The sequence below is a fragment of the Halomonas sp. SSL-5 genome (assembly GCF_030708455.1).
Taxonomy (GTDB): domain Bacteria; phylum Pseudomonadota; class Gammaproteobacteria; order Pseudomonadales; family Halomonadaceae; genus Halomonas.
In genome coordinates, this window is record NZ_JAUYWF010000002.1 from 66,545 (window position 1) to 92,549 (window position 26,005).

Consider the following 26,005-nt stretch of genomic DNA (forward strand, 5'->3'; position numbering starts at 1 on the left):
GCGGGAAGGGCAGGGTCCCACTCTCCTCACCTACTGCATATAGCTGTGTCTCACTGTTTTGATTTCCACACTGCATGCATATTGGAACCTGAGCGCACAAGATGCCAGACAACCAGAGGAGAACTGCATGCCCAGCGACTCCGGTGCCTTCGTCACCGCTCTCGACCTTATCCTCGGACTCGATCCCGACCTGCTGAACATCGTGGCCCTGTCGCTGCGGGTATCACTGAGCGCCGTGGCGCTCGCCACCCTGATCGGCCTGCCGCTGGGCGCGGCGCTGGCGCTGTGGCGCTTCCCCGGCCACGGCGTCCTGGTGGTGGCGCTCAATGCCCTGATGGGGCTGCCCCCGGTAGTGGCGGGCCTGTGCGTCTACCTGCTGCTGTCCCGCGCCGGCCCGCTGGGGGAGCTGGGCCTGCTGTTCACCCCCACCGCCATGGTGGTGGCCCAGCTGGTGCTGGTGCTGCCGATCATCGCCGCCCTGGCGCGCCAGCAGGTGGAGGAGCTGCACCAGGAGTATCGCGAGCAGCTCACCTCCCTGGGGCTGTCGCGGCTGCGCATGATCCCTACCCTGCTGTGGGACGCACGCCTGGGGCTGGTCACGGTGGTGCTCGCCGGCTTCGGGCGCGCCAGTGCCGAGGTGGGTGCGGTGATGATCGTGGGTGGCAATATCGATGGCGTCACCCGGGTGATGACCACCGCCATCGTGCTGGAGACCAGCAAGGGCGACCTGCCCCTGGCGCTGGGGCTGGGTATCGTGCTGCTGGGGCTGGTGGCGCTGGTCAACGCCGGCGCCTATCTGGTGGGCGAGACGTCGCGGAGAAAGCTGGGATGAACGACATGACCACGCTGGCCATCACCGAAACACCGGCGCTCGAGCTGCATGGCGTCAGCTTCACTCACCGTGGCCAGCGCCTGCTGGGGCCGCTGGACCTGCGCCTCACCGGCTGCCGGCGCACCCTGGTGATGGGCCCCAACGGCGCCGGCAAGAGCCTGCTGATGCGCCTGGCCCACGGCCTGCTGGCCCCCTCCGCGGGCCGGGTGAGCTGGCAGGAGCGCACCCCGCGCCAGGCGATGGTCTTCCAGCGCCCGGTGCTGCTCAAGCGCTCGGCGCTCGCCAACCTCACCTACGCCCTGGCGGTGAACGGTACGCCACGCCCCGAGCGCCGCCCGCACGCCCGCGAGGCACTGGAGCGTTTCGGCCTGGCCGCCCTGGAGAAGCGCCCGGCGCGGGTGCTCTCCGGGGGCGAGCAGCAGCGCCTGGCCCTGGCCCGTGCCTGGCTGCTCGACCCCGAGGTGCTGTTTCTCGACGAACCCACCTCGGCCCTGGACCCCGCCGCCATCAAGGCGGTGGAGGATGCGGTACAGGAGTTCCATCGCCGCGGCACCCGCATCCTGATGAGCAGCCACGACCTGCATCAGGCGCGTCGCCTGGCGGACGAGGTGCTGTTCCTCCATGCCGGTCGACTGATCGAGCACACCGACGCCACCACCTTCTTCACGGCCCCTGCCTCGAAAGAGGCGCGGGCCTTCATCCGCGGAGAGCTGGTGCTCTAGCCCGGCGCTCCGAACCCACCCGGCAACTCTCATCCCGACACAACAAGGAAGCGACCATGCAACACAAGGCACGCATCGCACTCACCGCCATCGGCATCCTGGGCCTCTCGATGGCCGCCCAGGCCCAGGACGGGGAGAAGTACATCACCCTGGCCTCTACCACCTCCACCGAGGCCTCGGGCCTGTTCGACGCCATCATCCCTCAGTTCACCGACAAGACCGGCATCGAGGTGCGCGTGGTGGCCGTGGGCACCGGCCAGGCCTTCGAGATCGCCCGGCGTGGCGACGCCGACAGCCTGCTGGTCCATGACACCGTGGGCGAAGAGCGCTTCGTCGAGGAGGGGTACGGCACCGAGCGTGCCGACGTCATGTACAACGACTTCGTGCTCATCGGCCCCGGCGGCGACCCGGCCGGCATCGCGGATGCCGAGACCGTCGCCGAGGCGCTGCAGCTGATCGCCGAGGCCGAGGCGCCCTTCGCCTCCCGGGGTGACGACAGCGGCACCAACCGTGCCGAGCTGCGCCTGTGGGAAGCCGCCGGCGTCGAGGCTGACGGCGAGTGGTACCGCGAGCTCGGCAGCGGCATGGGGCCGACCCTGAACACCGCCGCCGGCATGGACGCCTACGTGATGAGCGACCGCGCCACCTGGGTCGCCTTCGAGAATCCCCAGAATCTCGAACTGCTGTTCGAGGGCGACGAGGCCCTCTTCAACCAGTACGGCAGCCTCGTGATCTCCGAGGAGCGCCACCCCCACCTCAAGCATGATCTCGCCGGGCAGTGGCACCAGTGGCTGCTCTCCGCGGAGGGCCAGCAGGCCATCGGTGACTTCACCGTCAACGGCCAGCAGCTGTTCTTCCCCAACGCCGCCGAATAACCCTGCGGGGTCAGGCCCTTCAGGATACTTGAGGGCCTGACCCCAGCCCCGGGGGCGCCGCCTGGACCACCTCCAGGCGCCTCAGCAACACCGGTAGCTCATTGCTCAGAAAGCGTGACTCCACGCACTCCGCGAGTCGCTGGGCGCCGAAGCCCAGGAAGCCCAGCGCCGCATGGGAGAGGCGGCGGTCGCGGCGCACGATGAACTGCCAGTGACTCTCGATGGGCAGCCCCTCCACCGGCAGGATCACCAGCTCCGGGTGCTGCGGCGGCAGCACGTGCTCGGAGAGCACCGCCAGCCCCATGCCGGAGGCCACACCGACGCGAATCGCCTCGTTGCTGGCCATCTGCAGGGTCGGCCCCAGGGTCAGCCCCTGCTCCTGCAGCCAGCTCTCGAACAGCATCCGCGTGGCCGAGCCCGGCTCGCGCAGCAGCCAGCGCTCCTCGAGCAGCTCGCTCATGGCGATATGCTCGCGCCCCGCCAGCGGGTGTCCCCGAGGCGCCACCGCCACCAGCGGATTGCGCAGGAAGCGCCCGGCCAGGGCGTGGGCCAGCGACGGTGGATGGCTGAAGACGTAGAGGTCATCCTCCTGGCGCTCGAAGCGGGTCAGCATCTGGCGGCGATTGCCGATATGCACCGTGACCTCCACCTCGGGGAAGGCCTGGCTGTAGGGACCGAGCAGCCGCGGCAGCACGTACTGGGCGGTATTGACCAGGGCGATGGAGAAACGCCCCCGCTCGCCGCCGCGCAGGGCGGCCAGGTAGTCATCCAGGTCGTCGAAGCGCCCCAGCACCTCGCGGCTGGCACGGTAGAGTTCGCCGCCCGCCTCGGTGGGCGTCAGCCGCCCCTGCCGGCTTACCAGCAAGGGCTCACCCAGCGTCTCGGCCAGGCGCTTGAGCTGCTGCGAGACGGTGGGCTGGGTCAGGTGCAGGCGGCGCGCCGCTTCGCTGATCGAGCCGGCGCGTACCACCGCCACATAGACCTGCAGCAGGCGAAACGTCAGGTGTCGGATGTTCATTGCGGGTGATTCCAGCATGCATAGATAATTATCTATAGTGCATTGCAGAAGAGTTTATTGGAATCAATGGGCGTGGGTCAGCAGAATGCGTGGCGTTTCAACCCGCCACCAGAGACCCTCCGATGCCCGATATCGTGGTGATGTTCTTCCTGCTCGGCCTGCTGGCCGGGCTCGTCAAGTCCGACCTGGCCATTCCCAAGGCCGCCTACGACACCCTCAGCCTGCTGCTGATGCTGACCATCGGCCTCAAGGGCGGCATGGCGCTGTACGGCAACCTGGGCTGGTCGCTGCTGCCGGAGCTTGCCGCCGTGGCCGCCCTCGGCGCCCTGATCCCCCTGGCCCTGATGCCGCTACTGCGCCGCCTGGTGCGGCTCTCCGCCGCCGACAGCGCCAGTCTCGCGGCCCACTACGGCTCGGTGAGCGCCGGCACCTTCGCCGTGGCCCTGGCTTTCGCCGAGGGACGCGGGCTGCCCATCGGCGCCGAGGTGACCCTCTACCTGGTGATGATGGAACTGCCGGCGATCATGGTGGCCATCGCCCTCTACCGTCGCCACCAGGGCAGCAATGCCGGCGAGGCGATGCAGGGCATCTGGCACGAGACCCTGACCAACCGCGGGGTGATCCTGCTCGCCGGCGGCGCGGTGATCGGCGCCATGTACGGCCCCATGGAGGGCGCCAAGGTCACCGAGCTCTTCACCGGCGCCTTCCATGCCGTGCTCGCCCTCTTCCTGCTGCAGATGGGCCTGACCGCCGCCGAGACCCTGCGCCCCATTCCCTGGTTTCACTGGCGGCTGCTCGCCTTCGCCCTCATCGCCCCGCCGCTGCTGTCGCTGGCCGGCCTGGGTGTCGGCCTGGCCCTGGGGCTGCCCGCCGGGTCGCTCTTGATCCTGACCGCGCTGGCCGCCAGCGCCTCCTACATCGCCGCCCCGGCCGCCATGCGCACCGCCATCCCCGAGGCCAATATCGGCCTGGCGATGCTGGCCTCGCTCGGCTTCACCTTCCCCTTCAACGTGATAGTGGGCATTCCCCTCTATCACCGGCTGATCACCTGGCTGACCGGGTAGGCGCCCCGCCCGTCGCTTTCGACGCGGGGCCCCGACATTCGTCTAAGGCATGAGTAGCTTCACTTTACGTTAACGTCAACCTGACCTAGTCTTGACGAATCACGGTTCACCACCTGACCCGGACCGCTGTGCGCGCCGCCTTTGCCCCCTGGATCATGGACAAGAGGCAGGCGCCACCGCCCTGACCAGTACGCCTGACAAGAACGGGAGTCCCGCCCATGCACACGCCCTTCAAGCCCCTCGACTTCGGCCTCGACGACGAGCTCAACATGCTGCGCGAGCAGGTCAACGCCTTCGCCCGCGACGAGATCGCCCCGCGCGCCGCCGAGATCGACGAGAAGAACGAGTTCCCCAACGACCTGTGGCAGAAGTTCGGTGACATGGGCCTGCTCGGCATCACCGTCTCCGAGGAGGATGGCGGTACCGGCATGGGCTACCTCGCCCACTGCATCGCCCTGGAGGAGATCTCCCGGGCCAGCGCCTCGGTGGGCCTCTCCTACGGCGCCCACTCCAACCTCTGCGTCAACCAGCTCAAGATCAACGCCAGCCCGGAGCAGAAGGCCAAGTACCTTCCCAAGCTGATGAGCGGCGAGCACGTCGGGGCGCTGGCCATGTCCGAGCCGGGCGCCGGTTCCGACGTGGTCTCCATGAAGCTGCGCGCCCGCAAGGATGGCGACAAGTACATCCTCAACGGCAACAAGATGTGGATCACCAACGGCCCCGACGCCGACGTGCTGGTGGTCTACGCCAAGACCGACCCCGAGGCCGGCTCCAAGGGCATCACCGCCTTCATCATCGAGAAGGGCATGCCCGGCTTCTCCACCGCCCAGAAGCTCGACAAGCTCGGCATGCGCGGCTCCAACACCTGCGAACTGGTGTTCCAGGACTGCGAGGTGCCGGAGGCGAACATCCTCGGCGAACTGAACCGCGGCGTGCGCGTGCTGATGAGCGGCCTCGACTACGAGCGCACCGTGCTGGCCGCCGGCCCCATCGGCATCATGCAGGCCGCCCTGGACATCGTGGTGCCCTATATCCACGAGCGTAAGCAGTTCGGCCAGTCCATCGGCGAGTTCCAGCTGGTGCAGGGCAAGGTGGCCGACATGTACACCACCCTCAACGCCTGCCGCGCCTACCTCTACGCCGTGGCGGCCGGCTGCGACCGCGGCCAGACCTCGCGCAAGGATGCCGCCGGCGTGATCCTCTACTGCGCCGAGAAGGCCACCCAGGTCGCCCTGGACGCCATCCAGCTGCTGGGCGGCAACGGCTACATCAACGAGTACCCCACCGGCCGCCTGCTGCGCGACGCCAAGCTCTACGAGATCGGCGCCGGCACCAGCGAGATCCGCCGCATGCTGATCGGCCGCGAGCTGTTCAACGAATCTGCCTGAGCCACCGGCTTGTGTAGGAGGGATGCTTCGCATCGCGACCGGAGGCCGCAGGCCTCCCACGGAAAACCCCAAGGCACCTGACGGTGCCTGTCGCGCAGCGGAGCTGCCCTCCTACAACACCACCGGTACCCTGTGTTGGCATATCATTTCAAGGATTCGCTATGAGCATCCTGCAGACCCAGATCAATCCGCGCAGCGAGGGCTTCCAGGCCAACGAGGCGGCGATGCGCGCCGAGGTGATGAAGCTGCGCGAACTGACCGCCGCCATCGCCCAGGGCGGCGGCGAGAAGGCCCGCGCCCGCCACGAGAGCCGCGACAAGCTGTTCGTGCGCGACCGCATCGACCACCTGATCGACGAGGGCTCCCCTTTCCTCGAGTTCTCGGCGCTGGCCGCCCATGAGGTCTACGACTCTGCGGTGCCCGCCGCCGGCGTGGTCACCGGCATCGGCCGCGTCTCCGGCGTGGAGTGCGTGATCGTCGCCAACGACGCCACCGTCAAGGGCGGCACCTACTTCCCGCTCACCGTGAAGAAGCACATCCGCGCCCAGGAGATCGCCCGCAAGCACCGCCTGCCGTGCATCTATCTGGTCGACTCCGGCGGCGCCTTCCTGCCCCGCCAGGACGAGGTCTTCCCGGACCGCGACCACTTCGGCCGCATCTTCTACAACCAGGCCACCCTCTCCGCCGAGGGCATCCCGCAGATCGCCGTGGTGATGGGCTCCTGCACCGCCGGCGGCGCCTATGTGCCGGCCATGGCCGACGAGTCGATCATCGTGCGCGAGCAGGGCACCATCTTCCTGGGCGGCCCGCCCCTGGTGAAGGCCGCCACCGGCGAGAGCATCAGCGCCGAGGACCTTGGCGGCGCCGACGTCCACGCCAAGAAGAGCGGCGTGGCCGACCACTATGCCGAGAACGATGCCCACGCCCTGCAGCTGTGCCGGGCCAGCGTGTCGCGGCTCAACTGGCAGAAGCGCGGCCAGCTGAAGATGCAGGAGCCCAAGGCCCCGCGCCTGGACCCCAGCGAGCTCTACGGCATCGTCGGCACCGACCTCAAGAAGCCCTACGACGTGCGTGAGGTGATCGCACGCATCGTCGACGACTCCGACTTCGACGAGTTCAAGCGCTACTACGGCGATACCCTGGTCACCGGCTTTGCGCATATCCACGGCTACCCGGTGGGCATCGTCGCCAACAACGGCGTGCTCTTCTCCGAGTCCGCGGTAAAGGGTGCGCACTTCATCGAGCTGTGTGCGCAAAGGAAGATCCCGCTGATCTTCCTGCAGAACATCACCGGTTTCATGGTGGGCTCCAAGTACGAGCACGAGGGCATCGCCAAGCACGGCGCCAAGCTGGTCACCGCGGTGGCCTGCGCCAGGGTGCCCAAGTTCACCGTGCTGATCGGCGGCAGCTTCGGCGCCGGCAACTACGGCATGTGCGGCCGCGCCTACGATCCCAACCTGCTGTTCATGTGGCCGAATGCCCGCATCTCGGTGATGGGCGGCGAGCAGGCGGCGGGCGTGCTGGCCCAGGTCAAGCGCGAGCAGATCGAGCGCGAGGGCGCCGAGTGGACCAAGGAGGAAGAGGAAGCCTTCAAGGCGCCCACCCGCGAGCAGTACGAGCACCAGGGCCACCCCTACTACGCCAGCGCCCGGCTGTGGGACGACGGGGTCATCGACCCGGCCCAGACCCGTGACGTACTGGGCCTGTCGCTGGCGGCGGCGATGAACGCCGAGGTCGAGGAAACGAAATTCGGCGTGTTCCGGATGTAAGGGGAATCAGACATGTCAGATAGCACCTTCTCACGCCTGGAACTCGACGATCGCGGCGTGGCCTGGCTGACGCTCGACCGTCCCGAGGTCCACAACGCCTTCGACGACAGCCTCATCAGTGAGCTCAACGCCCAATTGGAGCGACTGCACGACGCCGCCCACCACGGCGAGATCCGAGCCGTGGTGCTGCGCTCCGAGGGCAAGAGCTTCTCCGCCGGCGCCGATCTGAACTGGATGAAGCGCATGGTCGAATACGATTTCGACGGCAACCTGGCGGACTCGCGCAAGCTCGCCGCCCTGATGCACGGCCTGGACACCCTGCCCTGCCCCACCGTCTGCCGCGTGCAGGGGGCCGCCTTCGGCGGTGCCGTGGGCCTGGCCGCCTGCTGTGACCTGGTGGTCGCCTCCGATAAGGCGAAGTTCTGCCTCTCCGAGGTCAAGATCGGCCTGTCGCCGGCGGTGATCAGCCCCTATGTGCAGCGCGCCCTGGGCAAGCGTCAGATGCGTCGGTATGCGCTGACCGCCGAGGTGATGGATGCCCCCACCGCCCTGGCCCTGGGCCTGGCCCACCAGGTGGTAGCGCCCGAGGCCCTCGACGACGCCGTCGCCGCCATGCTCGAGACCCTGCTGGCCGGCTCGCCCCAGGCCCAACGCGCCACCAAGGCGCTGCTCGCCGAGGTGGCTCGAGAGCCCGACAGCAAGGCCACCCGCGAGCACACCTGCCGGGTGATCAGCGAGCTGCGCGTCAGCGCCGAAGGTCAGGAGGGGCTGGCCAGCTTCTTCGAGAAGCGCCGCCCCGCCTGGACAAACGAAAGCGACAACCGTGTCGCAGAAAACAAGGCCGCGGAGCCCCGCTCATGACTACCGATCTGAACAAGTTCGACACCCTGCTGGTCGCCAACCGCGGCGAGATCGCCTGCCGGGTGATGCGCACCGCGCGCGCCATGGGCCTGCGCACTGTGGCCGTCTACTCCGATGCCGACGCCAACGCCCGCCATGTGCGCGAGGCCGACGAGGCCGTGCGCCTGGGCCCCGCCGCCGCCCGCGACAGCTACCTCAAGGTGGAGGCGGTGATCGAGGCCGCCAAGCGCACCGGCGCCGGCGCCATCCACCCCGGCTACGGCTTCCTCTCCGAGAACGGCCCCTTCGTGGACGCCCTGGAGAAGGCCGGCATCACCTTCGTCGGCCCGCCCGCCTCGGCCATCGCCGCCATGGGCGACAAGTCCGCCGCCAAGGCGCGCATGCATGACGCCGGCGTGCCGCTGGTGCCGGGCTACCACGGCGACGACCAGGACGACGCCCTGCTCAAGGCCGAGGCCGACAAGATCGGCTACCCGGTGCTGCTCAAGGCCAGCGCCGGTGGCGGCGGCAAGGGCATGCGCGTGGTCGAATCCGCCGCCGGCTTCCAGGCCGCCCTGGACGGCTGCCGCCGCGAGTCCCAGGCCGCCTTCGGCGACCAGCGCATGCTGATCGAGAAGTACCTGACCCAGCCGCGCCACGTGGAGGTCCAGGTGTTCTGCGACAGCCACGGCAACGGCGTCTACCTCTTCGAGCGCGACTGCTCCGTGCAGCGCCGCCACCAGAAGGTACTGGAGGAAGCCCCGGCCCCGGGCATGAGCGCCGAACTGCGCCGCGAGATGGGCGAGGCCGCCGTGCGCGCCGCCCGCGAGATCGGCTACGTGGGCGCCGGCACCGTGGAGTTCCTCCTCGACGTCGATGGTTCGTTCTTCTTCATGGAGATGAACACCCGCCTGCAGGTGGAACACCCGGTCACCGAGATGATCACCGGCCAGGACCTGGTGGAGTGGCAGCTGCGCGTGGCCATGGGTGAGCGGCTGCCGCTCGCCCAGGACGAGCTGACCATCACCGGCCACAGCTTCGAGGCGCGCCTCTACGCCGAGGACCCGGAGCAGGACTTCCTGCCCGCCACCGGCACCCTGACCCGCTTCGCCCTGGACCTGGAAGGCGCCGGCCTGGATGCCAATAAGGTACGCCTGGACAGCGGCGTGGAGAGCGGCGACGCCGTCTCCATGCACTACGACCCCATGCTCGCCAAGCTGATCGTCCACGGCGGCGACCGCGACCAGGCGCTGGCCACCCTCAACCGGGCGCTTGCTGCCCTCGACGTGCAGGGCGTGGTCACCAACCGCGCCTTCCTGCAGCGCCTGGCCACCCACCCGGCCTTCAAGGGGTGCGAGCTCGACACCCGCTTCATCGAGAAGCACGAGGCGACCCTGTTCGCGTCCCGTGAGGTCACCACCGAGGCCTACGCCTCCGCCGCGCTGATCGGCCTCAAGCAGCTCTCCCGGGAGTGCGAGAGCGACTCTCCCTGGGATCGCCACGACGGCTTCCGCCTCAACGCCCCCCACACCATTCGGCTGGCCCTGTGCGCCACCGGTCACGACCTGACCCGCGCCCAGGCCCCGGACGCCGAGGACGTGGTGATCGTGGAGGGCCGCCGCGAGACCGCCGCCGATCCCTGGCAGCTGGTGATCGGCGACGAGACCCTCACCGCGCGCATTCAGCACCTGGAGGGCGACGCCGTGGCGGTCACCCTCAATGGCCACCGCCGTCGCCTGCAGGCGCGCCTCGCCGACAACGGCGTGGTGGTGATGGCCGACGCCGCCGGCGAGACCCGCCTGTTCTGGCGCCGCATCGACGCCATCGACCATGGCCAGCACGAGGCGGAATCCACCCTCACCGCGCCCATGCACGGCACCGTGGTGGCGCTGCTGGTGGAGCCGGGCCAGAAGGTGGAGAAAGGCATGCCGCTGATGGTGATGGAAGCCATGAAGATGGAGCACACCATGTCCGCCCCCGCCGATGGCCATGTGGAGAGCTTCCACTTCGCCGCCGGCGACACCGTGGGCCAGGGCGACGTGCTGCTCGAGTTCGCCCCGGAGGAGTAACGCAGATGGCATTCCCGAAACACGTCCGCCTGGTCGAGGTCGGCCCCCGCGACGGGCTGCAGAACGAGCCTGAGCCGATCGGCACCGCCACCAAGCTGGAGCTGATCGACCGCCTAGGCGCGGCCGGCCTCTCCTACATCGAGGCGGCGAGCTTCGTCTCGCCCAAGTGGGTGCCGCAGATGGCCGACCATCGCGAGGTGATGAAGAACCTCGCCCGACGCGACGGCATCACCTACGCCGCGCTGACCCCCAACCTCAAGGGGCTGGAGGCGGCCCTGGAGTGCGGCCTCGAGGAGGTGGCCGTGTTCGGCGCCGCCTCCGAGGCCTTCTCACAGAAGAACATCAACTGCTCCGTGGCCGAGTCCCTGGCCCGCTTCGAGCCGGTGCTGGAGCGCGCGCAGCAGGCCGGCGTGCGGGTGCGCGGCTACGTCTCCACCGTGCTGGGCTGCCCCTACGAGGGTGAGATCGCTCCCGCCAAGGTGGCCGAGGTCTCGAAGGCGCTGTACGAGATGGGCTGCTACGAGATTTCGCTCGGCGATACCATCGGCACCGGCACCCCGCTCAAGGCCAAGCGCATGATCGAGGCCGTGAGCCGCGACATTCCCATGGACAAGCTCGCCGCCCACTTCCACGACACCTACGGCCAGGCGCTGGCCAACCTCTACGCGGTACTGGAGGAAGGCATCGCGGTGGTGGACAGCTCCGTCGCCGGCCTCGGCGGCTGCCCCTATGCCAAGGGCGCCTCCGGCAACGTGGCCAGCGAGGACGTGGTCTACCTGCTCGATGGCCTAGGCATCGAGACTGGCATCGACCTCGACAAGCTGGCCGACACCGGCACCTGGATCACCCAGACCATCGGCCGGCCCAACCGTTCCAAGGTGGGGGTGGCGCTGGCCGCCAGGTAATCGCAACGCCAACACGCAAAAGACCCGAGCCAGGTGACTGACTCGGGGCTTTGTTTTTGGACAGTTTAACGCCTGAGTTGGGCGGCAGCTCTTCAGCGATCACGACTTAGGAATCTCGATGAAAAGGACACAGCCCCCTGATGCAACATCTCTGACCCGCATGGCTTCGCGAAACTCGGCTTCACTGACCTTTGTTTCGACCCTAAATATACGTTCGGGAGACATTTGGACAAGGCTCATGTCGTCTTTCGAGACATCGAGTGCCGCTTGCATTGCACAGCCGAATTTAATTGCCATCGTTCCGCCCGGCCATTCCGTAACAACAACCAATACAGGCCTCTTACTTATCCGAGCCTTTTTTGGTGGCGCTTTCGTAGCACGAGGCACTTCGATCTGAGCATCAGGTTCCGACGGGCGTACTTGTGAATGCGAGATATCGCCGAAAGTATCGTTGTCGATTCCTCCCATCTTGAATGCGTCAGTCTCAGTGTTGGCAACCTTGACTTCCACCTCGCTCACGACGAAATACTTGCCATCGTACAAGTAGATTTTCACCCCTGAGCCGCCGGACCAAGCCTGTTCAGCCACTGGCTCCCCTAGCTCCGTGTAAAGGTCGCTTGGCACCAAACTCGGATCTAAGCCTGCGGATATAACCTCATACTCACCACATAAGAAGAAATCGTTGAGGTCGAATCCTTCGGAATCAACGTAATCGATTACATCTTGAAAATTCTCTATTGAATCGATTTCCGCAAGCTTTGACTGCCAGAATTCGTAATCCTCGGAACCTTTCACAGGCAAATTCATACCGACCCACTCTTCTAGGCGTGCAAGAAGGTCCGCTTTCATTCTCTCGATGACTTCAGCTTGGATAGTGCTCATGGCCGTTTTTGTTTTCGCTCCTAGAAATGGATTGCCGAGCACCCAGCACACGGAAGGGTGCATTGCCTCCCAACGCTGGGCTTAGCGATGCCCTTGAAAAGGAGGCGAAGCCGCGATGCAAAGGTCGCCCCGACGGCCACCGGCGGCGTAGTACAGTGATTTTTTCAAATACACTTCAAGCCCCGAGGTAGTAACCCAATGCAACGATGACGACTGCGATGACCAAATTCTTTAAGTAGCCACCGACTTCAAGAAAACGGACGGGAACCATACTTACCAGAAACCAGCCGAGAACACCTCCAAAAAAGATGTGCGCAACGCACGCTATTACTCCCGACCACCAGTTCACAGCATAGCCAACATATATTGCTGGCCCAACGGTGCACAGTAATACCCATATATTCTGGACCGGTGTCATGAAAACTCCATGAGCAATTGAACGCTGAGTTTAGCGACGCCCTTGTAATGGAGGCGTAGCCGCAATGAAAAGGGAGTCCGGCGGCCATCAGCCGCGCACTAAAGAAACTTTTTAAAACATCAGGCCCGCTTTGGGTAAACGTGATAACGGTCAGTACCAGTCTTCTCGATTACCACCCGATCGCCTGCAGCCAAATTGTGGACCTCGAAAAACTCGCCCACCCAAGCCCGACGACGAAAAATTTTCTTATCGCCTGCAATGTCAGTTCGCACTGAGGACGCGATGCCGCTATGAACTTCGAGAAATCGCGGAGCCAAACTAGAATCGTTGCTGCCTCCGATAGAATCGGATGGGAAGAACTCGATTACCGACGAGAGATAAAGATGATTGTTTTTGATATTGCCCTGAGTAAGCTCAATTTCGACAAACTCCATTTTATGTTTCCTTTTACATTTAACTCTTGCAGCATGCGCGCCCACGAAATGGAGCCGAAGACGCAATGTAGTGGGTGTCGCCGTGCCTGCAATTGTTAGGATTTTTCCCCATTCAAGTCCTCAATCTTGTCGTGTAGCTCTTCTATTCTTACTGGCAGTACGAAAAAGTATTCGATCAATTCCTCTGCCAAATCCAGCATCAATTGAGAGACCTCCTGTGTCGGCTCGGCTTCCAAATCGAAATGCGCACCCAAGTTCCCTCCCTTACGGATAGCATCTGCAATTTTCAGTACCGGTTCCGAAAGATCCTTTGTTTCGGGAAGCTTTTCTACTTGCTTGGCTAGCGGAAGAGACTGGTACTCTGGTGGAAGTAATGATTTGGTTACACCCTCCAGAAGCCTGCGAGTTAGTACAGCTGTTGCTCCCCATTCTTGGGCATTGAATACATTTACCGCTGAGACATAAGCTCGCTTAAGTGGGTCATCCAAGCCCTTCCCATCCAAAATTTCAGGAAGAGCCTCTCTTCCTGGTGGTTTAGCATGTATGTAAAGCTGCTCGTCACTGCCAAGGGTTCCTGCTTCCCCTTTATGATTCAGCAAAAAAAACATCGTAGGTGTTTGGCATGCCGGACATCGAACTACCGCTATTCTTGTATTCTGTGGCGCAGGACTCCATTTGGCTGTCGCGAATGAGACCAGACGCCCGCACTCTGGACACTGAGAGTCGATTGATGACGGCAGAAAAACGGAAGATTCCTTTTTCCATCTCGGGATCTGATCATTCGACAGTCGATACATAGATAGTCATAGCTCCACGCTCTGCGGAAACTTTGGAGCGCAGCGGAAATTTTGTCTTACAGCAGCGCTTTGTTAATCGATTACTTACCGTCATCCCATGAATTCAAAAAGTCTGCCAACAAGGAAATCGGGGACAGCCCCCCCCCCAATTGTTAAGTCACGCTACCGCCCCTACCCGGCAAGCCATGATGGCTCCCTGCCATCCCTGCGGTAGTCCCTGCGCTGCGTGTAGTGGCATTTCGCCTGGTCGTCTAAGCGACCTTAACCAATCAGCGTATGTGACGAAGCCGATGGATGCCACACCCGATTGGTCGCAGTGGTGGCAAGGCCCCCGAGCCAGATGAGTGACTCGGGGGCCTTGCCTGGGGGGGCAACGCTCAGCGGCGGTGCACAGCGCGATCTGCGGCATGCTGTTGTCAGGTCGAGGGCTTCTCACCACGAACCGCCGCTTCGATTGCGGCGATGTCGATTTTCCTCATCGTCATCATGGCATCGAACGCCCGCTTGGCGGCGGCGCGATCGGGGCTGGTGTAGGCCCTGGTCAACGCGATGGGGGTAATCTGCCAGGAGATGCCCCACTTGTCCTTGCACCAGCCGCAGTCGCTCTCCTGGCCGCCGTTGCCGACGATCGCCTTCCAGTAACGATCGGTCTCGGCCTGGTCCTCGGTGGCCACCTGAAACGAGAACGCCTCGTTGTGCTGGATGCCTGGCCCACCGTTAAGCCCCAGGCAGGGAATGCCCATCACGGTGAACTCGACGGTCAGGACATCGCCCTGCTTGCCCGCGGGGTAGTCTCCCGGTGCGGGATGGACCGCGCCGACGGAGGAATCGGGAAAGGTCCTGGCGTAGAACCTCGCCGCCTCCTCGGCATCGCGCTCGTACCACAAGCAAATCGTGTTCTTGGCAATCGTCGTCATAGGCGCCTCCATCATGGTTCCAGGCTTTCAATGGTGGCCGATCCGACGGGGCTTCGCCGGCATGCGCTATGACGCCGGGGTCGCAAGCGCCTCCTCAACCGCCTGTTCGGCGTGGATGGCGGTGGTGTCGAAGAGGAGAACGTCCGTGTCGTCGGCCTCGATCAGCAGCCCAATCTCCGTGCAGCCGAGGATGACGCCCTGGGCGCCCTGCCCGGCCAGCGAGGCCACGATCTCAAGATAATCAGCTTTCGAATCCGCGCGGATCTCGCCACGGCAGAGCTCTTCGTAGATGACACGGTGGACTGTCTCGCGCTGGGCGGCATCGGGAGTCAGCACCTGGATGCCCTGCGCCTCCAGGCGCTCGCGGTAGAAGGCCTGCTCCATGGTGAAGCGGGTGCCGAGCAGCCCCACCCGGTCCACGCCCTGCCGGTGCAACTCGTTGGCCGTGGCATCGGCGATGTGCAGCAGGGGGATATCCACGGCCTGCTCGAGCTGCGGGGCGACCTTGTGCATGGTGTTGGTGCACAGCAACAGGAAGTCGGCGCCGGCCGCCGCCAGGGAGCGGGCCGCCGCACCGAGGATCTGCGCCGTCGCGGCCCAGTCGCCGCGGTGCTGCAGCGCCTCGATCTCGGCGAAGTCCACGCTGTAGAGCACCAGCCGGGCGGAGTGCAGCCCGCCCAGCCGCGCCTTCACCCCCTGGTTGATGAGGCGGTAGTAGGTCTGGGTCGATTCCCAGCTCATGCCGCCGATCAGCCCTATGGTCTTCATCGTCTGCCCTCCTCTGCCCGGAACCCAGAGCGTCATCCAGGACAGGCCCCCAACGCAAGGCCCCCGAGCCGTTGAGTGACTCGGGGGCCTGGTGGAGCTACTCGGGCTTTCGCGCCAGCAGGGTGGCGAACTGCAACCGCGCGCCATTGTGCATGGTGCCCACGTCCTCGTTGTACTTGACCAGCTCCCACCCCGCGTAGGCCTCGCGCAGCTGCCCCTCGCCGATGGTGAAGGGGAAGCCCACCGGGCAGGGGTAGGCCTGCGTATCCATGGCACAGACGATGGTGTTGTATCCCCCGGGCAGGGTGTGCGCCTTCATGTCGGCGATCACCGCTTCGACACGCGCCGGGTCGAGGAACATCAGGGTGACGGTGCAGACGATCAGGCCGTAGTCCCTGTCCAGGGCAGCACGATTGAGGTCGTAGACTTGGGCATCGATATTCTCGATCCGCTCTCGGCTGACGATCTGCTGCAGCATGTCGATGGCGCCGGGGTTGTGGTCCACCGCGGTCACGTCGAAGCCAAGCTGGCTCAGGTAGAGGGCGTTGCGCCCGTTGGAGCAGCCCATGTCCAGGGCGCGGCACGGCGCCACCTGCTGGCATGTCTCGACCACTTCACTATGCGCGGGATTCAGGCCATAGCGGCTGTTCGGATCTGACGACATCGGATCTTCCCCTGCCTTTCAATAAAGAGCATTGATTTTACTCTTTTAAGGGCGCAGCGAAACAGCAACCGACAACACGGTGAAGGCTCGGGTTAGCGGCTCGCGCTAGAACCTGGGGTTGATACTCAGCGACAGCATCGCCGAGAGCTGGCAGAGCGGCCTGCCGGAAGCCTGCTGCAGCGCGTTGAAAGCGTTCTGCACCTGCTGTTTGTCGCGCTGGCTGGTGGGGGCCTGGTCGACGATGCCGGCGGCGACCAGCCGGGCCACCACGTCGCTGGTGAGCAGGAAGGTGTCCTTGCCCACCAGGCGCAGGAAGCCGGCGGCGGAGCGCCCGCCCAGGCGCTCGCCTCGCCTGGCCAGCAGTCGCCACAGGCCAACGATGTCGCTGCTCGGCCAGTCGGCAATGAACTCGCCGAAGCTGCCGCCCTGCTCCTGGCGGATATCCAGGATGAACTGGGCGTTGCGGGGGATGGTCTGCAGCTTGATGCGATGGCGGATGAGGCGCGCATCCTGCATGAAGCCCTCCAGTTGCTCCGGGGTGAGCAGCACCAGGGTCTCGGGCGCGAAGCCCCAGAAGGCCGCCTCGAAGGCGGGCCAGCGGGCATCGACCACCGCGTGATTCATGCCGGCGCGGAACACCCGCCGGCTCATGGCGGAGAGGTAGCGGTCATCCCCGAGTTGCTTCAACTCGTCGGGCGTCAGCGCCCGGGGCAGGAAGGCCTCCATGGCGGCGTCGGAGTCGAAACGCTGACGCACCGTGTCGTGGAGCCATCGGTAATCCAGTGTCATGCCTGCCTCGCTCTGGCTGGGCCATCATCGTCCTCGACCTCCACCCCGATGAAGCCACCGGACTGGCGGCGCCACAGGGCGGCGTAGAGGCCATCTCGCGCCAGCAGCTCGCGGTGGCTGCCGCTCTCCACGATACGCCCCTCGTCGATCACTACCAGGCGGTCGAGCATGGCGATGGTGGAGAGACGGTGGGCTATGGCGATCACCGTCTTGCCCTCCATCAGGGTGTAGAGCTGCTCCTGGATCGCCGCTTCCACCTCGGAATCAAGCGCCGAGGTGGCCTCGTCCAGCACCAGGATGGGGGCGTTCTTGAGCAGCACACGGGCGATGGCGATGCGCTGGCGCTGCCCGCCGGAGAGCTTCACGCCGCGCTCGCCCACGTGGGCATCCAGGCCGCGGCGCCCCTGCAGGTCCACCAGGTCGTCGATGAAGGTGTCGGCATGGGCGCGGCGCACCGCCTCCCGGATCTGCTCCTCGCTGGCCTCGGGGCTACCGTAGCGGATGTTGTCGCGCACCGAGCGGTGCAGCAGCGAGGTGTCCTGGGTGACCATGCCGATGCTGCGCCTCAGCGACTCTTGGGTCACCCCGGCGATGTCCTGGCCGTCGATCAGGATGCGCCCGCCCTCCAGGTCGTAGAAGCGCAGCAGCAGGTTGGCCAGCGTCGACTTGCCGGCGCCGGAGCGGCCGATCAGCCCCACCTTCTCGCCCGGGGCGATGGTGAGATCCAGTCCGTCGAAGACGCGCTTGCCCTCCCCGTCCGGCCGCTCGTAGCCGAAGCGCAGCGCCGCGAAGCGGATCTCGCCGCGGGGCACCGCGAGCTCGCCGGCGTCGGGGGCGTCGCGCACCGCCGGTTCCCGGGCGATGGTGTTGATGCCGTCCTGCACCGTGCCGATGTTCTCGAACAGGCTCGCCACCTCCCACAGGATCCAGTTGGACATGAAGCGGATACGCATCACGAGTGCTATGGCCACGGCGATGACGCCGAGCGACACCGCCTCCAGGTACCAGGCGCCGATGGCCATGGCGCCTACGCCGGCCAGCAGCAGCGAGTTGAGCAGGGTCAGGCTGACGGTGAGGCCGGTGGCCAGGCGCATCTGGCGGTGCACCGTGGTCATGAAGCCTTGCATGGCGTCACGGGCATAGGCCTCCTCCCGGCGGGTATCGGCGAACAGCTTGATGGTCTGAATGTTGCTGTAACTGTCGACGATGCGCCCGGTCATCACCGCCCGGGCGTCGGCCTGCTCCATGGAGACCCGGCGCAGGCGCGGCACGAAGACCCGCATGATGACGAGATAGCCGGCGAGCCACAGCACCAACGGCAGCATCAGCCAGGGCTCGGCGTTGCCCATCAGCAGCATGGCGCCGGTAAAGTAGACGATGACGTAGACCATCAGGTCCATCAGCTTCATCACCGTCTCGCGGATCGCCAGCGCCGTCTGCATCACCTTCTGGGAGACCCGCCCGGCGAACTCGTCCTGGTAGAAGGCCAGGCTCTGGCCGAGCATATGGCGGTGCGCCAGCCAGCGGCCGATCATCGGGTAGTTGCCGAAGATGCTCTGGTGGGTCACCAGGGCCTGGAGCAGGGTGATCAGCGGCAGGCCGATCACCACCAGCGCCGCCATGCCGGCCAGGCGCCAGCCATACTCGGCCAGGAAGCCCTCACGCTCGGCGTCGGCCAACCAGTCCACCAACTCGCCCATGTAGCCGAAGAAAACCACTTCCGCCGCCGAGACTAGGGCGGTGAGCAGCGACATGACGATCAGCAGCGGCAGCACCGGCCGCGAAAAGTGCAGGATGAAGGCGAAGAGACCCCGCGGCGGCGTGCCGCGCCGGTCCGCCGGGTAGGGCTCCACCAGGGTCTCGAAGCGGCGAAAGAGGGCGAGCATGGCGTCGCGGAGCATGGCGGCAGTCCGTTGGCGTGGGTGGCATCAGGCTCGGGGGGCTTGCCGGCGCGTGGCAGGGACTGATGAACCCGTCGGCGCCTGCAGCGGTTCGGTTTCCATGGTAGCGTGAACGCGACTCATCGGCCTTATCCCGACGCAACGGAGGCGCCTGTGCTGACCTGGCTGCAACGTCGACTCGGACTGCAGACCATCCCGGGGGTCTTCTTCACCTCGGCTGGCATCGCGGCGCTGTTCGTCGGGATATCCATTCCCTTTGACGAAGCCGTTGCCAGCAGTTTCGGCCTGCTGACCGGCTGGGTCGCCGCCAACCTGGGCTGGTTCTACATTCTCGTGGTCAGCGCACTGCTGATCTTCCTGCTCGGCCTGGCCGTCAGCCGCTATGGCAATATCCGGCTGGGCGCCGACGACAGCCGTCCCGACTACTCCAACCTGACCTGGTTCACCATGCTGTTCGCCGCCGGCATCGGGACCATCCTGATGTTCTGGGGCGTGGCGGAACCGATTTCCCACTTCGCCCGTCCACCCTTCGATGGCGTCACGCCACGCTCGGAGCAGGCAGCCAGCGATGCCATGACCCTCGCGCTCTACCACTTCGGCCTGCACACCTGGACCATCTTTGCCCTGCCGGGCCTGGCGATCGGCTACTTTGCCTACCGCCACAACCTCCCCATGCGCATCAGCAGCCTGTTCTACCCCATTCTGGGCGAGCGGGCCTTCGGGCCCTGGGGCTGGACCATCGATGTGATCGCGGTGCTGGGCACCCTGTTCGGGGTCGCCACTTCGCTGGGGCTCGGCACGCTGCAGCTGAACAGCGGCCTGAACTATCTGGTCGGTGCGCCCTCCAGCCCTCTGGTCCAGGTCGGCCTCATCGCCGTCATCACCGGCATCGCCGCGACCTCCGTCGCACTCGGGCTGGACAAGGGCGTTCGCCGCCTCTCCCAGGTCAATATCCTGCTGGCCGTGGTACTGCTGGCCTTCGTTCTTCTCGCTGGCCCCAGCGTGTTCATCGCCGAGGGCATGGTACAGAGCGTGGGCGACTACCTCAGTGCCCTGCCCTGGCTGGCCTTCTGGACCGAGACCTACAAGGAGACCGACTGGCAGCGGCAGTGGACCCTGTTCTATTGGGCCTGGACCATCTCCTGGGCGCCCTACGTCGGCATCTTCATTGCCCGCATTTCACGGGGACGCACCATTCGCGAGTTCGTGGCCGGCGTGCTGTTTGCCCCCACGGCCTTCACGCTGGTCTGGTTCGGCATCTTCGGTCTCTCGGCCATCCAGGCGGAGATGAGCGGTCAGCTGACGCTCGCCGGCCAGGTGCAGCAGGATCCCTCGGTGGCCATCTTCGCCTTCCTGGAGGGGCTACCGCTGACCAGCGTGGTATCGGCCTTGAGCGTGGCCATCATCGTGATCTTCTTTACCACCTCGTCGGATTCCGCCTCGCTGGTGATCGATATGCTGACCCGGCGCGATGACCAGCCTTCGCTGGTTCGCCAGCGCATCTTCTGGGCCGTCGCCCAGGGGGTGATTGCCGCGACGCTGCTGCTGGCCGGCGGCCTGGACGCCCTGCAGAACGTGATCACTGCGCTGGGCCTGCCCTTCTGCACTCTGCTGGTGTTCATGGCGATCGCGCTATTCAGGGCGCTGCGAGCGGACTATCGCGGCTTCGGCGTCGATGCGCTGGTCCAGGGGAGAGTATTTCCCGAGGTCGAGGCCACTACCTCGGCGAAACAGGAGATCACTGATGTACCAGAAACTAATACTCGCCATTGATCCGGAGGACGATGGCGAAGGCAAGTGCGCGATCGAGGCGGCCATGGAGCTACTGGCAGAAGATGGCGAGCTCCACCTGGCCAGCGCCTATCACCCCGGGGGCGGCGGCTTCTTCCCCCATGTGGCAGAGGCGCCGGAGGAGAAGGAAGCCGAGGTGCGCAAGACCCTGGACCTGCTGGTGCGCAAGTACCTGCCGCTGGACCGCGACGCCACCCTGCACGTGCTCGCCGGCAATGCCGGCGAGAAGCTGGTGGGCCTTGCGGCACAGCTCGGCGCCGACCTGATGATCCTCGTCTCCCGCGGCAGCAGCGGCCGCTGGCCCCTGCGCCGTGCCACCGTGGAGTACGTGGCGGTGAACGCCCCGTGCCGGGTGCTGGTGCTGCCGGCGCTGGAGAAGGCCGATGCCCACGCCGATGAGGAGCCGCCCGCCCAGGCCTGATGCCGTGCGCGCCTGGCTGTCGCGGGCGGAGCGCCTGGTGGCGAAAGGCACGCCCTAAACATGACGCGTGACAGGCCAGCTAGGCCAGTGGCGGCGCGCTCGACGCCGAGCGGCCCCGCTTCATGCGGTACATATCGCCGTCGGCATGGCTCAGCAGTGCATCGGCGTCGGCGCCGTCATCGGGATAGCGGGCCACTCCGATACTGCAGGACGGCGTGATCCCGCTGAGCTCGGCGCCGAACGGCTCGGCCATGACCCGGCGTATCTGTTCTATCTTGCGGGACACGGCATCCGCCGAGTGAATATCCGTCAGCAGCACGGTGAACTCATCGCCACCCATCCGGGCCACCGTGTCCGTTTCCCGCACGCAGCCCTCCAGCCGACGCGCCACCGAACAGATGACACGATCCCCCACGGCATGACCCTGAACATCATTGATCATCTTGAAATCATCGAGATCCAGAAACAGCAGGGCCACGCCGCTTTGGTGACGGTGCGCCGCATGAAGGGCGGAGTCCAGGCGATCATAGAACAGGGTGCGGTTGGTCAGCCCTGTCAAAGGGTCGTGATGGGCGAGGCGGCGAAGTTCCTCCTCGGCCTGCCGGAGCGCCGTCACGTTCCGGGCGACACCGATCCTCACCCCCTCCTCCTCGACCCACTGCGCCGACCACAGGATGTAGACGATGCCGCCATCCTTGCGGAGGTAGCGGTTGCGGAAATCGATGTGGGGTGTCCCCTCCATGACCCGCTGAATGGAGGCCCGGCTAGCCTCCAGGTCGTCAGGATGCATGTAGTCCAGGATCTGAGTGCCAATCAGCTCGTGGGCACGGTAGCCCAGCAGCGTCTCGCAGGCATCGCTCACGAAGACGATCCGGTTGTCGCGGTCGACGACGAAGACCGTGTCCAGCATCAGGTTGATCAGCTTGGGAAAGAGGGCCTTGAGGTCAACGGGCATAGGTCTGGAGAATCCGGTTCAATGAGTGGGATATCAGGCCGTTAACAAGAAGACGCGCGATCTCGCCTGGCATGATCCGGCTGGCGGGGACAACAGGTCGCCAGCCATCGACCCGAAGATGCCTGCGGCGCGCCGAATAGGCCGCAGCATAGCACCGCCATGATGATCGATGACGGGCATGGAGTCTCCAAAGGCAGGATCGCTGCCTCGAGCCTATGCGTGCGGACGCTGGTTGCAAAGTGGCACGGTGTGGCCGGGGTGGCCAGCGGCTCACTCGTGAGCCAGGCCCAGCAGCCGCCCACCGAGACGGCGCGCGAGCCCTTGGGCGCCATCTCGCATCACTGCATGGTGGCTCCAGACGAACAACGGCCGAGCCAGCGGAGCCACTCGATTCATCCACGGCCGGGTGGTGTGGACCTGCCACTCGTGGCATACCCGCGTCACCCCACCCTGCTCACTGAGCCGCCAGCGGCCAACACCGAACACATCACCGCTGGCCACGCCTTCGATGAGCCATGGTCTGACGACACGGGTCACCCGAATATCGAAGCACAGGCGATAGCCCAGGCGGCTTCGCCAAATGTAGTGGTAGACCCGCCCCGTGCCGTCATCCGCCCCCACGTCACGCTCCTCCACGGCGATCAGGTTCGGCCACCAGTCGGGCCACATTGGCGCCTCGCCGAGGGTGTCGAATACCCGGATGATGGGCGCTTCCAGGTACCAGAGGGTCGTCAGGGCGTAGGTCGCCATGCCCGCGCTGCCATCAGGCGCGGCGCCCGGTGGCCCTCCGTCACAATGCCACTTCAATGGGATCCACGAGCCGCTGGAAGTCCCCGTATGACAGCTGCATGACGTCCGTGTGGCTGCCGGCATTGAAAGCGATGCGATCGGCGGCGGTCAGATGCGGGGAAACGAATACCTCCACCCCGAAAAGATTACCGAAGGGCGGCATCGCACCGAGTTCGCAATCCGGAAAACTGCCCTTGAACTCGTCCTCTTTAGCCAGCTCGACGGACGTTGCGCCGACGGAGTGCGCCATGCGTTTCAGGTCCACCTGGTCGGTTGCCGGTAGGACCACCTGCGCCAGCCGTCCGTCGAGCTTCACCATCACGCACTTGGCGAAGTGCCTGCCGGTCACATGGACGGACTCGGCGACCTCCTGGGCGGTGTAGGCGGGGGAGTGCTGCAGGATGGAATACTTTACGTTCTGCTCATCGAGATGCTGTTTCACTCGCTCCATGGTCATGGCGATCACCTTCTCGTTGCCTTTTCAGAGCATTGCTATCTCTACAAGGATAGCCAGCATCGGAGCAACGGTCCTCAAGGATCGCTTGGTCCACACCATCATGCTAGGCGGCCTGCTGACCGATGACTCGGGCTCGGCGGCGCGAGGCCCGTACACCATGGAGGCGGTCCACCACCCAGTCCAGCCTCAACAGCGCCTCGTCAGCACGGACGCTGACCTCTGGCAGCAGAGGAAGGGCCTACTGCAGCTGCAACCGCATCCCGCGGAATCGGCGCCGGTACTGACGCGGCGTCAGCCCCACTCGCCTGGCAAAGAGCCGACGAAAGAAGCTGGGATCGGCATAGCCCACCTGCTCGGCCACCACCTCGATAGGTTCGTCACCGCTCTCCAGGAGCTGCTTGGCCTCCTCCAGGCGCAGGGTGTGGACGTACTCCATTGGCGTCATGCCGGTGGCGGCCTTGAAGCGTCGCTTGAAGGAGCGCTCGGAGAGTCCGCTCTCATGGACCATGCCCGCCACCGGCGAGGGAGTGTCGTAGTGGTAGGCGACCCAGGCCTGGCAGCGCGTGATGCAGGCGTCCTCCACCTGCCGCGAGATCGTCAGGGCGGCGTAGGGCTGCTGTCCGTCATGGTGCCAGTCCACCAGGTTGATGCGCGCCAGGTGCATGGCCTCCTCGACTCCCGCCAGACGCGCCACCAGGTACAAGGCCAGATCCACCCAGGAGGAGCCGCCGCCGGCCATGATCAGGCGCCCACCCTCGCCACTCACCACCAGGCTTCGGTGGGCGTGTACGCGTACCGTCGGAAAGCGCCGCTTCAGGGCATCGCAATAGGCCCAGTGGGTGGTGGCATCCTGGTGCTCCAGCAGGCCCGCCTCGGCGAACAGCAGGGCGCCGGTGCAGGCCGCGGCCAGCAGGGCACCGCGGCGATGGCAGGCCTGCAACCACTCAACCTCCGCCGCATAGTCCGCCAGACGGGCACCGGGGGCGACATACAGCTCCGGCACGCACACCACCTCGGGGGCAACCAGCGCCTCCAGGGCGGCATGGGGCTCCACCCAGGCGCCGTTGGCGGTGCGGAAGCCCTTACCGTCGCGGGAGACGATCACCGGCCTGAGCAACGGCTCCCCCATCCGCCCGCGGGTCAGGAACTCCCAGTCGCGCCCGGCCGAGCCGAACAGGTCGTACATGCCATAGAGGGCCGAGGCGGTCGCATCGGGTCCGGCCAGCAGCGCGATGCTGGTCGTCATGGAGGATTCGCTGGGTTCGCTCATGGCACAAACCCCTCGCTTGTGTCGCGATACGCCTGCGTGCCGCCCTCGCGCCGGCGTTATCTTGCTCCCGTGACCCCTGCCACATCACAACCACAAGAGGAGCAAGATCATGTGTGATATTGCCGTCATGTCCCAGGACCAGGCCGCGGCCAGCGACTTCGAGACACGGCTGGTACAGGCCCTCAACCACGGCGGCCTGCTGCTGCTGACCTCCATCGGCCACCGCACCGGCCTGCTGAATGCCATGGCCGGCCAGCCACCGCTCACCAGCCAGGCGCTGGCCGAACGTGCCGGCCTCCAGGAGCGCTACGTGCGCGAGTGGCTGGGCGGCATGGTGGCGGCCGAGGTGATCGAGACCGACCCCGCCACCGCCCGCTACTGGCTGCCGGCCGACCGCGCCGAGCTGCTTACCGACCGCGGTGAGGTGAACCTGGCCGTCTATGCACAGTTTATGCCCTTGCTGGGCAGCGTGGAGGATGATGTCGTGCGCTGTTTTCATGAAGGCGGCGGCGTGCCCTACTCCCGCTACCCACGCTTCCAGGAGGTGATGGCCAGCGATAGCGGCCAGACCGTGCTGCCGGCGCTGTTCGACGCCATCCTGCCGTTGGTGCCGGGGCTGATCGAACGCCTGGAGGCCGGCATCCGGGTGCTGGACTGCGCCTGCGGCCGCGGCCGGGCCCTGCTGGCCATGGCCGAACGCTTCCCGGCCAGCCGCTTCGTGGGCTATGACCTCTCCACGGAGGCGATCGACTGGGCCCGGGAGCGGGCCGCCGAGGCGGGGCTTTCCAACCTGACCTTCGAGGTCCGCGACCTGAGCGATTTCGATGTCAGCGCCACGCCCGAGGCCTTCGAGCTGGTCACCACCTTCGACGGCATCCACGACCAGGCCCAGCCGCGTCGGCTGCTGGCGGGCATCCACCGCACCCTGGCCGACGACGGGGTCTACCTGGTGCAGGATATCCACGCCTCCAGCCATCACCACCTGGATCGCGAGCACCCCCTGGGCGCGATGCTCTACGCCGTATCGCTGAGCCACTGCATGACGGTCTCCCTGGCCCAGGGCGGCGAGGGGCTCGGCACCATGTGGGGCCGCGAGCGGGCGCTCTCCTACCTTGAGGAGGCGGGCTTCCGGGATATCCGGGTCCATCAGCTGGAGCATGATATCCAGAACGACTACTTCGTCTGCCGGCCCTGATCGGCACCATGCAAACAAGGCCCGCCCGACGCTTGTCGGGCGGGCCCTGTACATGACGGTCTGAATCAGGCCTTG

The 26,005-nt window shown here is 65.7% G+C and carries 25 protein-coding genes; 12 read left to right on the forward strand and 13 right to left on the reverse strand.

What is annotated here, in order from left to right; genetic code table 11:
- Nucleotides 1-127 precede the first annotated feature (127 nt).
- From RAN53_RS02205 to RAN53_RS02215, 3 genes are read left to right on the forward strand one after another with little or no spacing between them, the layout of a single operon-like run.
- Complete coding sequence (locus RAN53_RS02205; RefSeq protein ID WP_305795188.1) at nucleotides 128-832, forward strand: ABC transporter permease; 705 nt, start codon at nucleotides 128-130, stop codon at nucleotides 830-832.
- The gene (locus RAN53_RS02210; RefSeq protein ID WP_305795189.1) at nucleotides 829-1,554 is read left to right on the forward strand and encodes an ATP-binding cassette domain-containing protein; all 726 of its coding nucleotides are present in this window, start codon (nucleotides 829-831) and stop codon (nucleotides 1,552-1,554) included. Before RAN53_RS02205 ends, RAN53_RS02210 begins: the two co-directional genes overlap by 4 nt.
- Nucleotides 1,555-1,610: 56 nt before the next feature.
- Nucleotides 1,611-2,429 carry a substrate-binding domain-containing protein gene (locus RAN53_RS02215; protein WP_414842948.1) on the forward strand — a complete coding sequence of 273 codons (819 nt, stop codon included), beginning with the start codon at nucleotides 1,611-1,613 and terminating at the stop codon, nucleotides 2,427-2,429.
- 19 nt (nucleotides 2,430-2,448) lie between these two features.
- On the opposite strand, the gene RAN53_RS02220 is transcribed toward RAN53_RS02215, so the two are convergent.
- Nucleotides 2,449-3,447, reverse strand: coding sequence for a LysR family transcriptional regulator (locus RAN53_RS02220; protein WP_305795190.1), 999 nt, complete (start codon nucleotides 3,445-3,447; stop codon nucleotides 2,449-2,451).
- A gap of 122 nt (nucleotides 3,448-3,569) precedes the next feature.
- Here RAN53_RS02220 and RAN53_RS02225 point away from each other — a divergent pair, with 122 nt between their 5' ends.
- The 6 genes from RAN53_RS02225 to RAN53_RS02250 all read left to right on the forward strand — a co-directional run bounded on the left by RAN53_RS02225 (nucleotide 3,570) and on the right by RAN53_RS02250 (nucleotide 11,482).
- Nucleotides 3,570-4,511 carry a sodium-dependent bicarbonate transport family permease gene (locus tag RAN53_RS02225; protein ID WP_305795191.1) on the forward strand — a complete coding sequence of 314 codons (942 nt, stop codon included), beginning with the start codon at nucleotides 3,570-3,572 and terminating at the stop codon, nucleotides 4,509-4,511.
- 218 nt (nucleotides 4,512-4,729) lie between these two features.
- On the forward strand, nucleotides 4,730-5,899 hold the full coding sequence (locus RAN53_RS02230; protein WP_305795192.1) for an isovaleryl-CoA dehydrogenase: 1,170 nt from the start codon (nucleotides 4,730-4,732) through the stop codon (nucleotides 5,897-5,899).
- Between the two features lie 161 nt (nucleotides 5,900-6,060).
- Nucleotides 6,061-7,668, forward strand: coding sequence for a carboxyl transferase domain-containing protein (locus RAN53_RS02235; protein WP_305795193.1), 1,608 nt, complete (start codon nucleotides 6,061-6,063; stop codon nucleotides 7,666-7,668).
- 12 nt (nucleotides 7,669-7,680) lie between these two features.
- Nucleotides 7,681-8,529: an enoyl-CoA hydratase/isomerase family protein gene (locus RAN53_RS02240; RefSeq protein WP_305795194.1), complete on the forward strand. Its 849-nt coding sequence runs from the start codon at nucleotides 7,681-7,683 to the stop codon at nucleotides 8,527-8,529.
- Nucleotides 8,526-10,577, forward strand: a complete 2,052-nt coding sequence (locus RAN53_RS02245; RefSeq protein WP_305795195.1) for an acetyl/propionyl/methylcrotonyl-CoA carboxylase subunit alpha — start codon at nucleotides 8,526-8,528, stop codon at nucleotides 10,575-10,577. The genes RAN53_RS02240 and RAN53_RS02245 overlap by 4 nt, the downstream gene beginning before the upstream one ends.
- A gap of 5 nt (nucleotides 10,578-10,582) precedes the next feature.
- A complete protein-coding gene (locus RAN53_RS02250) occupies nucleotides 10,583-11,482 on the forward strand; it encodes a hydroxymethylglutaryl-CoA lyase (RefSeq protein ID WP_305795196.1) in 900 nt (299 codons plus the stop codon).
- 99 nt (nucleotides 11,483-11,581) lie between these two features.
- On the opposite strand, the gene RAN53_RS02255 is transcribed toward RAN53_RS02250, so the two are convergent.
- The 8 genes from RAN53_RS02255 to RAN53_RS02290 all read right to left on the reverse strand — a co-directional run bounded on the left by RAN53_RS02255 (nucleotide 11,582) and on the right by RAN53_RS02290 (nucleotide 19,052).
- The gene (locus tag RAN53_RS02255; protein ID WP_305795197.1) at nucleotides 11,582-12,364 is read right to left on the reverse strand and encodes a hypothetical protein; all 783 of its coding nucleotides are present in this window, start codon (nucleotides 12,362-12,364) and stop codon (nucleotides 11,582-11,584) included.
- Nucleotides 12,365-12,901: 537 nt separating this feature from the next.
- Nucleotides 12,902-13,216 carry a hypothetical protein gene (locus RAN53_RS02260; protein WP_305795198.1) on the reverse strand — a complete coding sequence of 105 codons (315 nt, stop codon included), beginning with the start codon at nucleotides 13,214-13,216 and terminating at the stop codon, nucleotides 12,902-12,904.
- A gap of 95 nt (nucleotides 13,217-13,311) precedes the next feature.
- The gene (locus RAN53_RS02265; protein WP_305795199.1) at nucleotides 13,312-13,824 is read right to left on the reverse strand and encodes a DUF4145 domain-containing protein; all 513 of its coding nucleotides are present in this window, start codon (nucleotides 13,822-13,824) and stop codon (nucleotides 13,312-13,314) included.
- A 605-nt stretch (nucleotides 13,825-14,429) separates the two neighbouring features.
- On the reverse strand, nucleotides 14,430-14,930 hold the full coding sequence (locus RAN53_RS02270; RefSeq protein ID WP_305795200.1) for a VOC family protein: 501 nt from the start codon (nucleotides 14,928-14,930) through the stop codon (nucleotides 14,430-14,432).
- A 66-nt stretch (nucleotides 14,931-14,996) separates the two neighbouring features.
- Nucleotides 14,997-15,698, reverse strand: coding sequence for an aspartate/glutamate racemase family protein (locus RAN53_RS02275; protein WP_305795201.1), 702 nt, complete (start codon nucleotides 15,696-15,698; stop codon nucleotides 14,997-14,999).
- Between the two features lie 97 nt (nucleotides 15,699-15,795).
- Nucleotides 15,796-16,362 carry a tellurite resistance methyltransferase TehB gene (gene tehB / locus RAN53_RS02280; protein ID WP_305795202.1) on the reverse strand — a complete coding sequence of 189 codons (567 nt, stop codon included), beginning with the start codon at nucleotides 16,360-16,362 and terminating at the stop codon, nucleotides 15,796-15,798.
- 105 nt (nucleotides 16,363-16,467) lie between these two features.
- Nucleotides 16,468-17,151: a DNA-3-methyladenine glycosylase I gene (locus RAN53_RS02285; RefSeq protein WP_305795203.1), complete on the reverse strand. Its 684-nt coding sequence runs from the start codon at nucleotides 17,149-17,151 to the stop codon at nucleotides 16,468-16,470.
- A complete protein-coding gene (locus tag RAN53_RS02290; RefSeq protein ID WP_305795204.1) occupies nucleotides 17,148-19,052 on the reverse strand; it encodes an ABC transporter ATP-binding protein in 1,905 nt (634 codons plus the stop codon). The genes RAN53_RS02285 and RAN53_RS02290 overlap by 4 nt, the downstream gene beginning before the upstream one ends.
- 153 nt (nucleotides 19,053-19,205) lie before the next feature.
- Between RAN53_RS02290 and RAN53_RS02295 the strand changes: the two genes are divergently transcribed.
- The gene (locus RAN53_RS02295) at nucleotides 19,206-20,825 is read left to right on the forward strand and encodes a BCCT family transporter (RefSeq protein ID WP_305795205.1); all 1,620 of its coding nucleotides are present in this window, start codon (nucleotides 19,206-19,208) and stop codon (nucleotides 20,823-20,825) included.
- Nucleotides 20,797-21,264, forward strand: coding sequence for a universal stress protein (locus tag RAN53_RS02300; RefSeq protein WP_305795206.1), 468 nt, complete (start codon nucleotides 20,797-20,799; stop codon nucleotides 21,262-21,264). Before RAN53_RS02295 ends, RAN53_RS02300 begins: the two co-directional genes overlap by 29 nt.
- Nucleotides 21,265-21,343: 79 nt before the next feature.
- Here the strand turns inward: RAN53_RS02300 and RAN53_RS02305 are convergent, their stop codons facing one another.
- The 4 genes from RAN53_RS02305 to RAN53_RS02320 form a co-directional block, all read right to left on the reverse strand.
- Nucleotides 21,344-22,219, reverse strand: a complete 876-nt coding sequence (locus RAN53_RS02305; protein WP_305795207.1) for a sensor domain-containing diguanylate cyclase — start codon at nucleotides 22,217-22,219, stop codon at nucleotides 21,344-21,346.
- A 270-nt stretch (nucleotides 22,220-22,489) separates the two neighbouring features.
- Nucleotides 22,490-22,969 (reverse strand): SRPBCC family protein, encoded by a 480-nt coding sequence (locus RAN53_RS02310; RefSeq protein WP_305795208.1) that lies wholly within the window; start codon nucleotides 22,967-22,969, stop codon nucleotides 22,490-22,492.
- 40 nt (nucleotides 22,970-23,009) lie between these two features.
- Complete coding sequence (locus RAN53_RS02315; RefSeq protein ID WP_213311255.1) at nucleotides 23,010-23,465, reverse strand: aminoacyl-tRNA deacylase; 456 nt, start codon at nucleotides 23,463-23,465, stop codon at nucleotides 23,010-23,012.
- Between the two features lie 238 nt (nucleotides 23,466-23,703).
- On the reverse strand, nucleotides 23,704-24,735 hold the full coding sequence (locus RAN53_RS02320; RefSeq protein WP_305795209.1) for a GlxA family transcriptional regulator: 1,032 nt from the start codon (nucleotides 24,733-24,735) through the stop codon (nucleotides 23,704-23,706).
- A gap of 109 nt (nucleotides 24,736-24,844) precedes the next feature.
- Between RAN53_RS02320 and RAN53_RS02325 the strand changes: the two genes are divergently transcribed.
- Entirely contained in the window at nucleotides 24,845-25,930 is a 1,086-nt protein-coding gene (locus RAN53_RS02325; RefSeq protein WP_305795210.1) for a class I SAM-dependent methyltransferase, read from the forward strand.
- The last annotated feature ends 75 nt before the right edge of the window (nucleotides 25,931-26,005 follow it).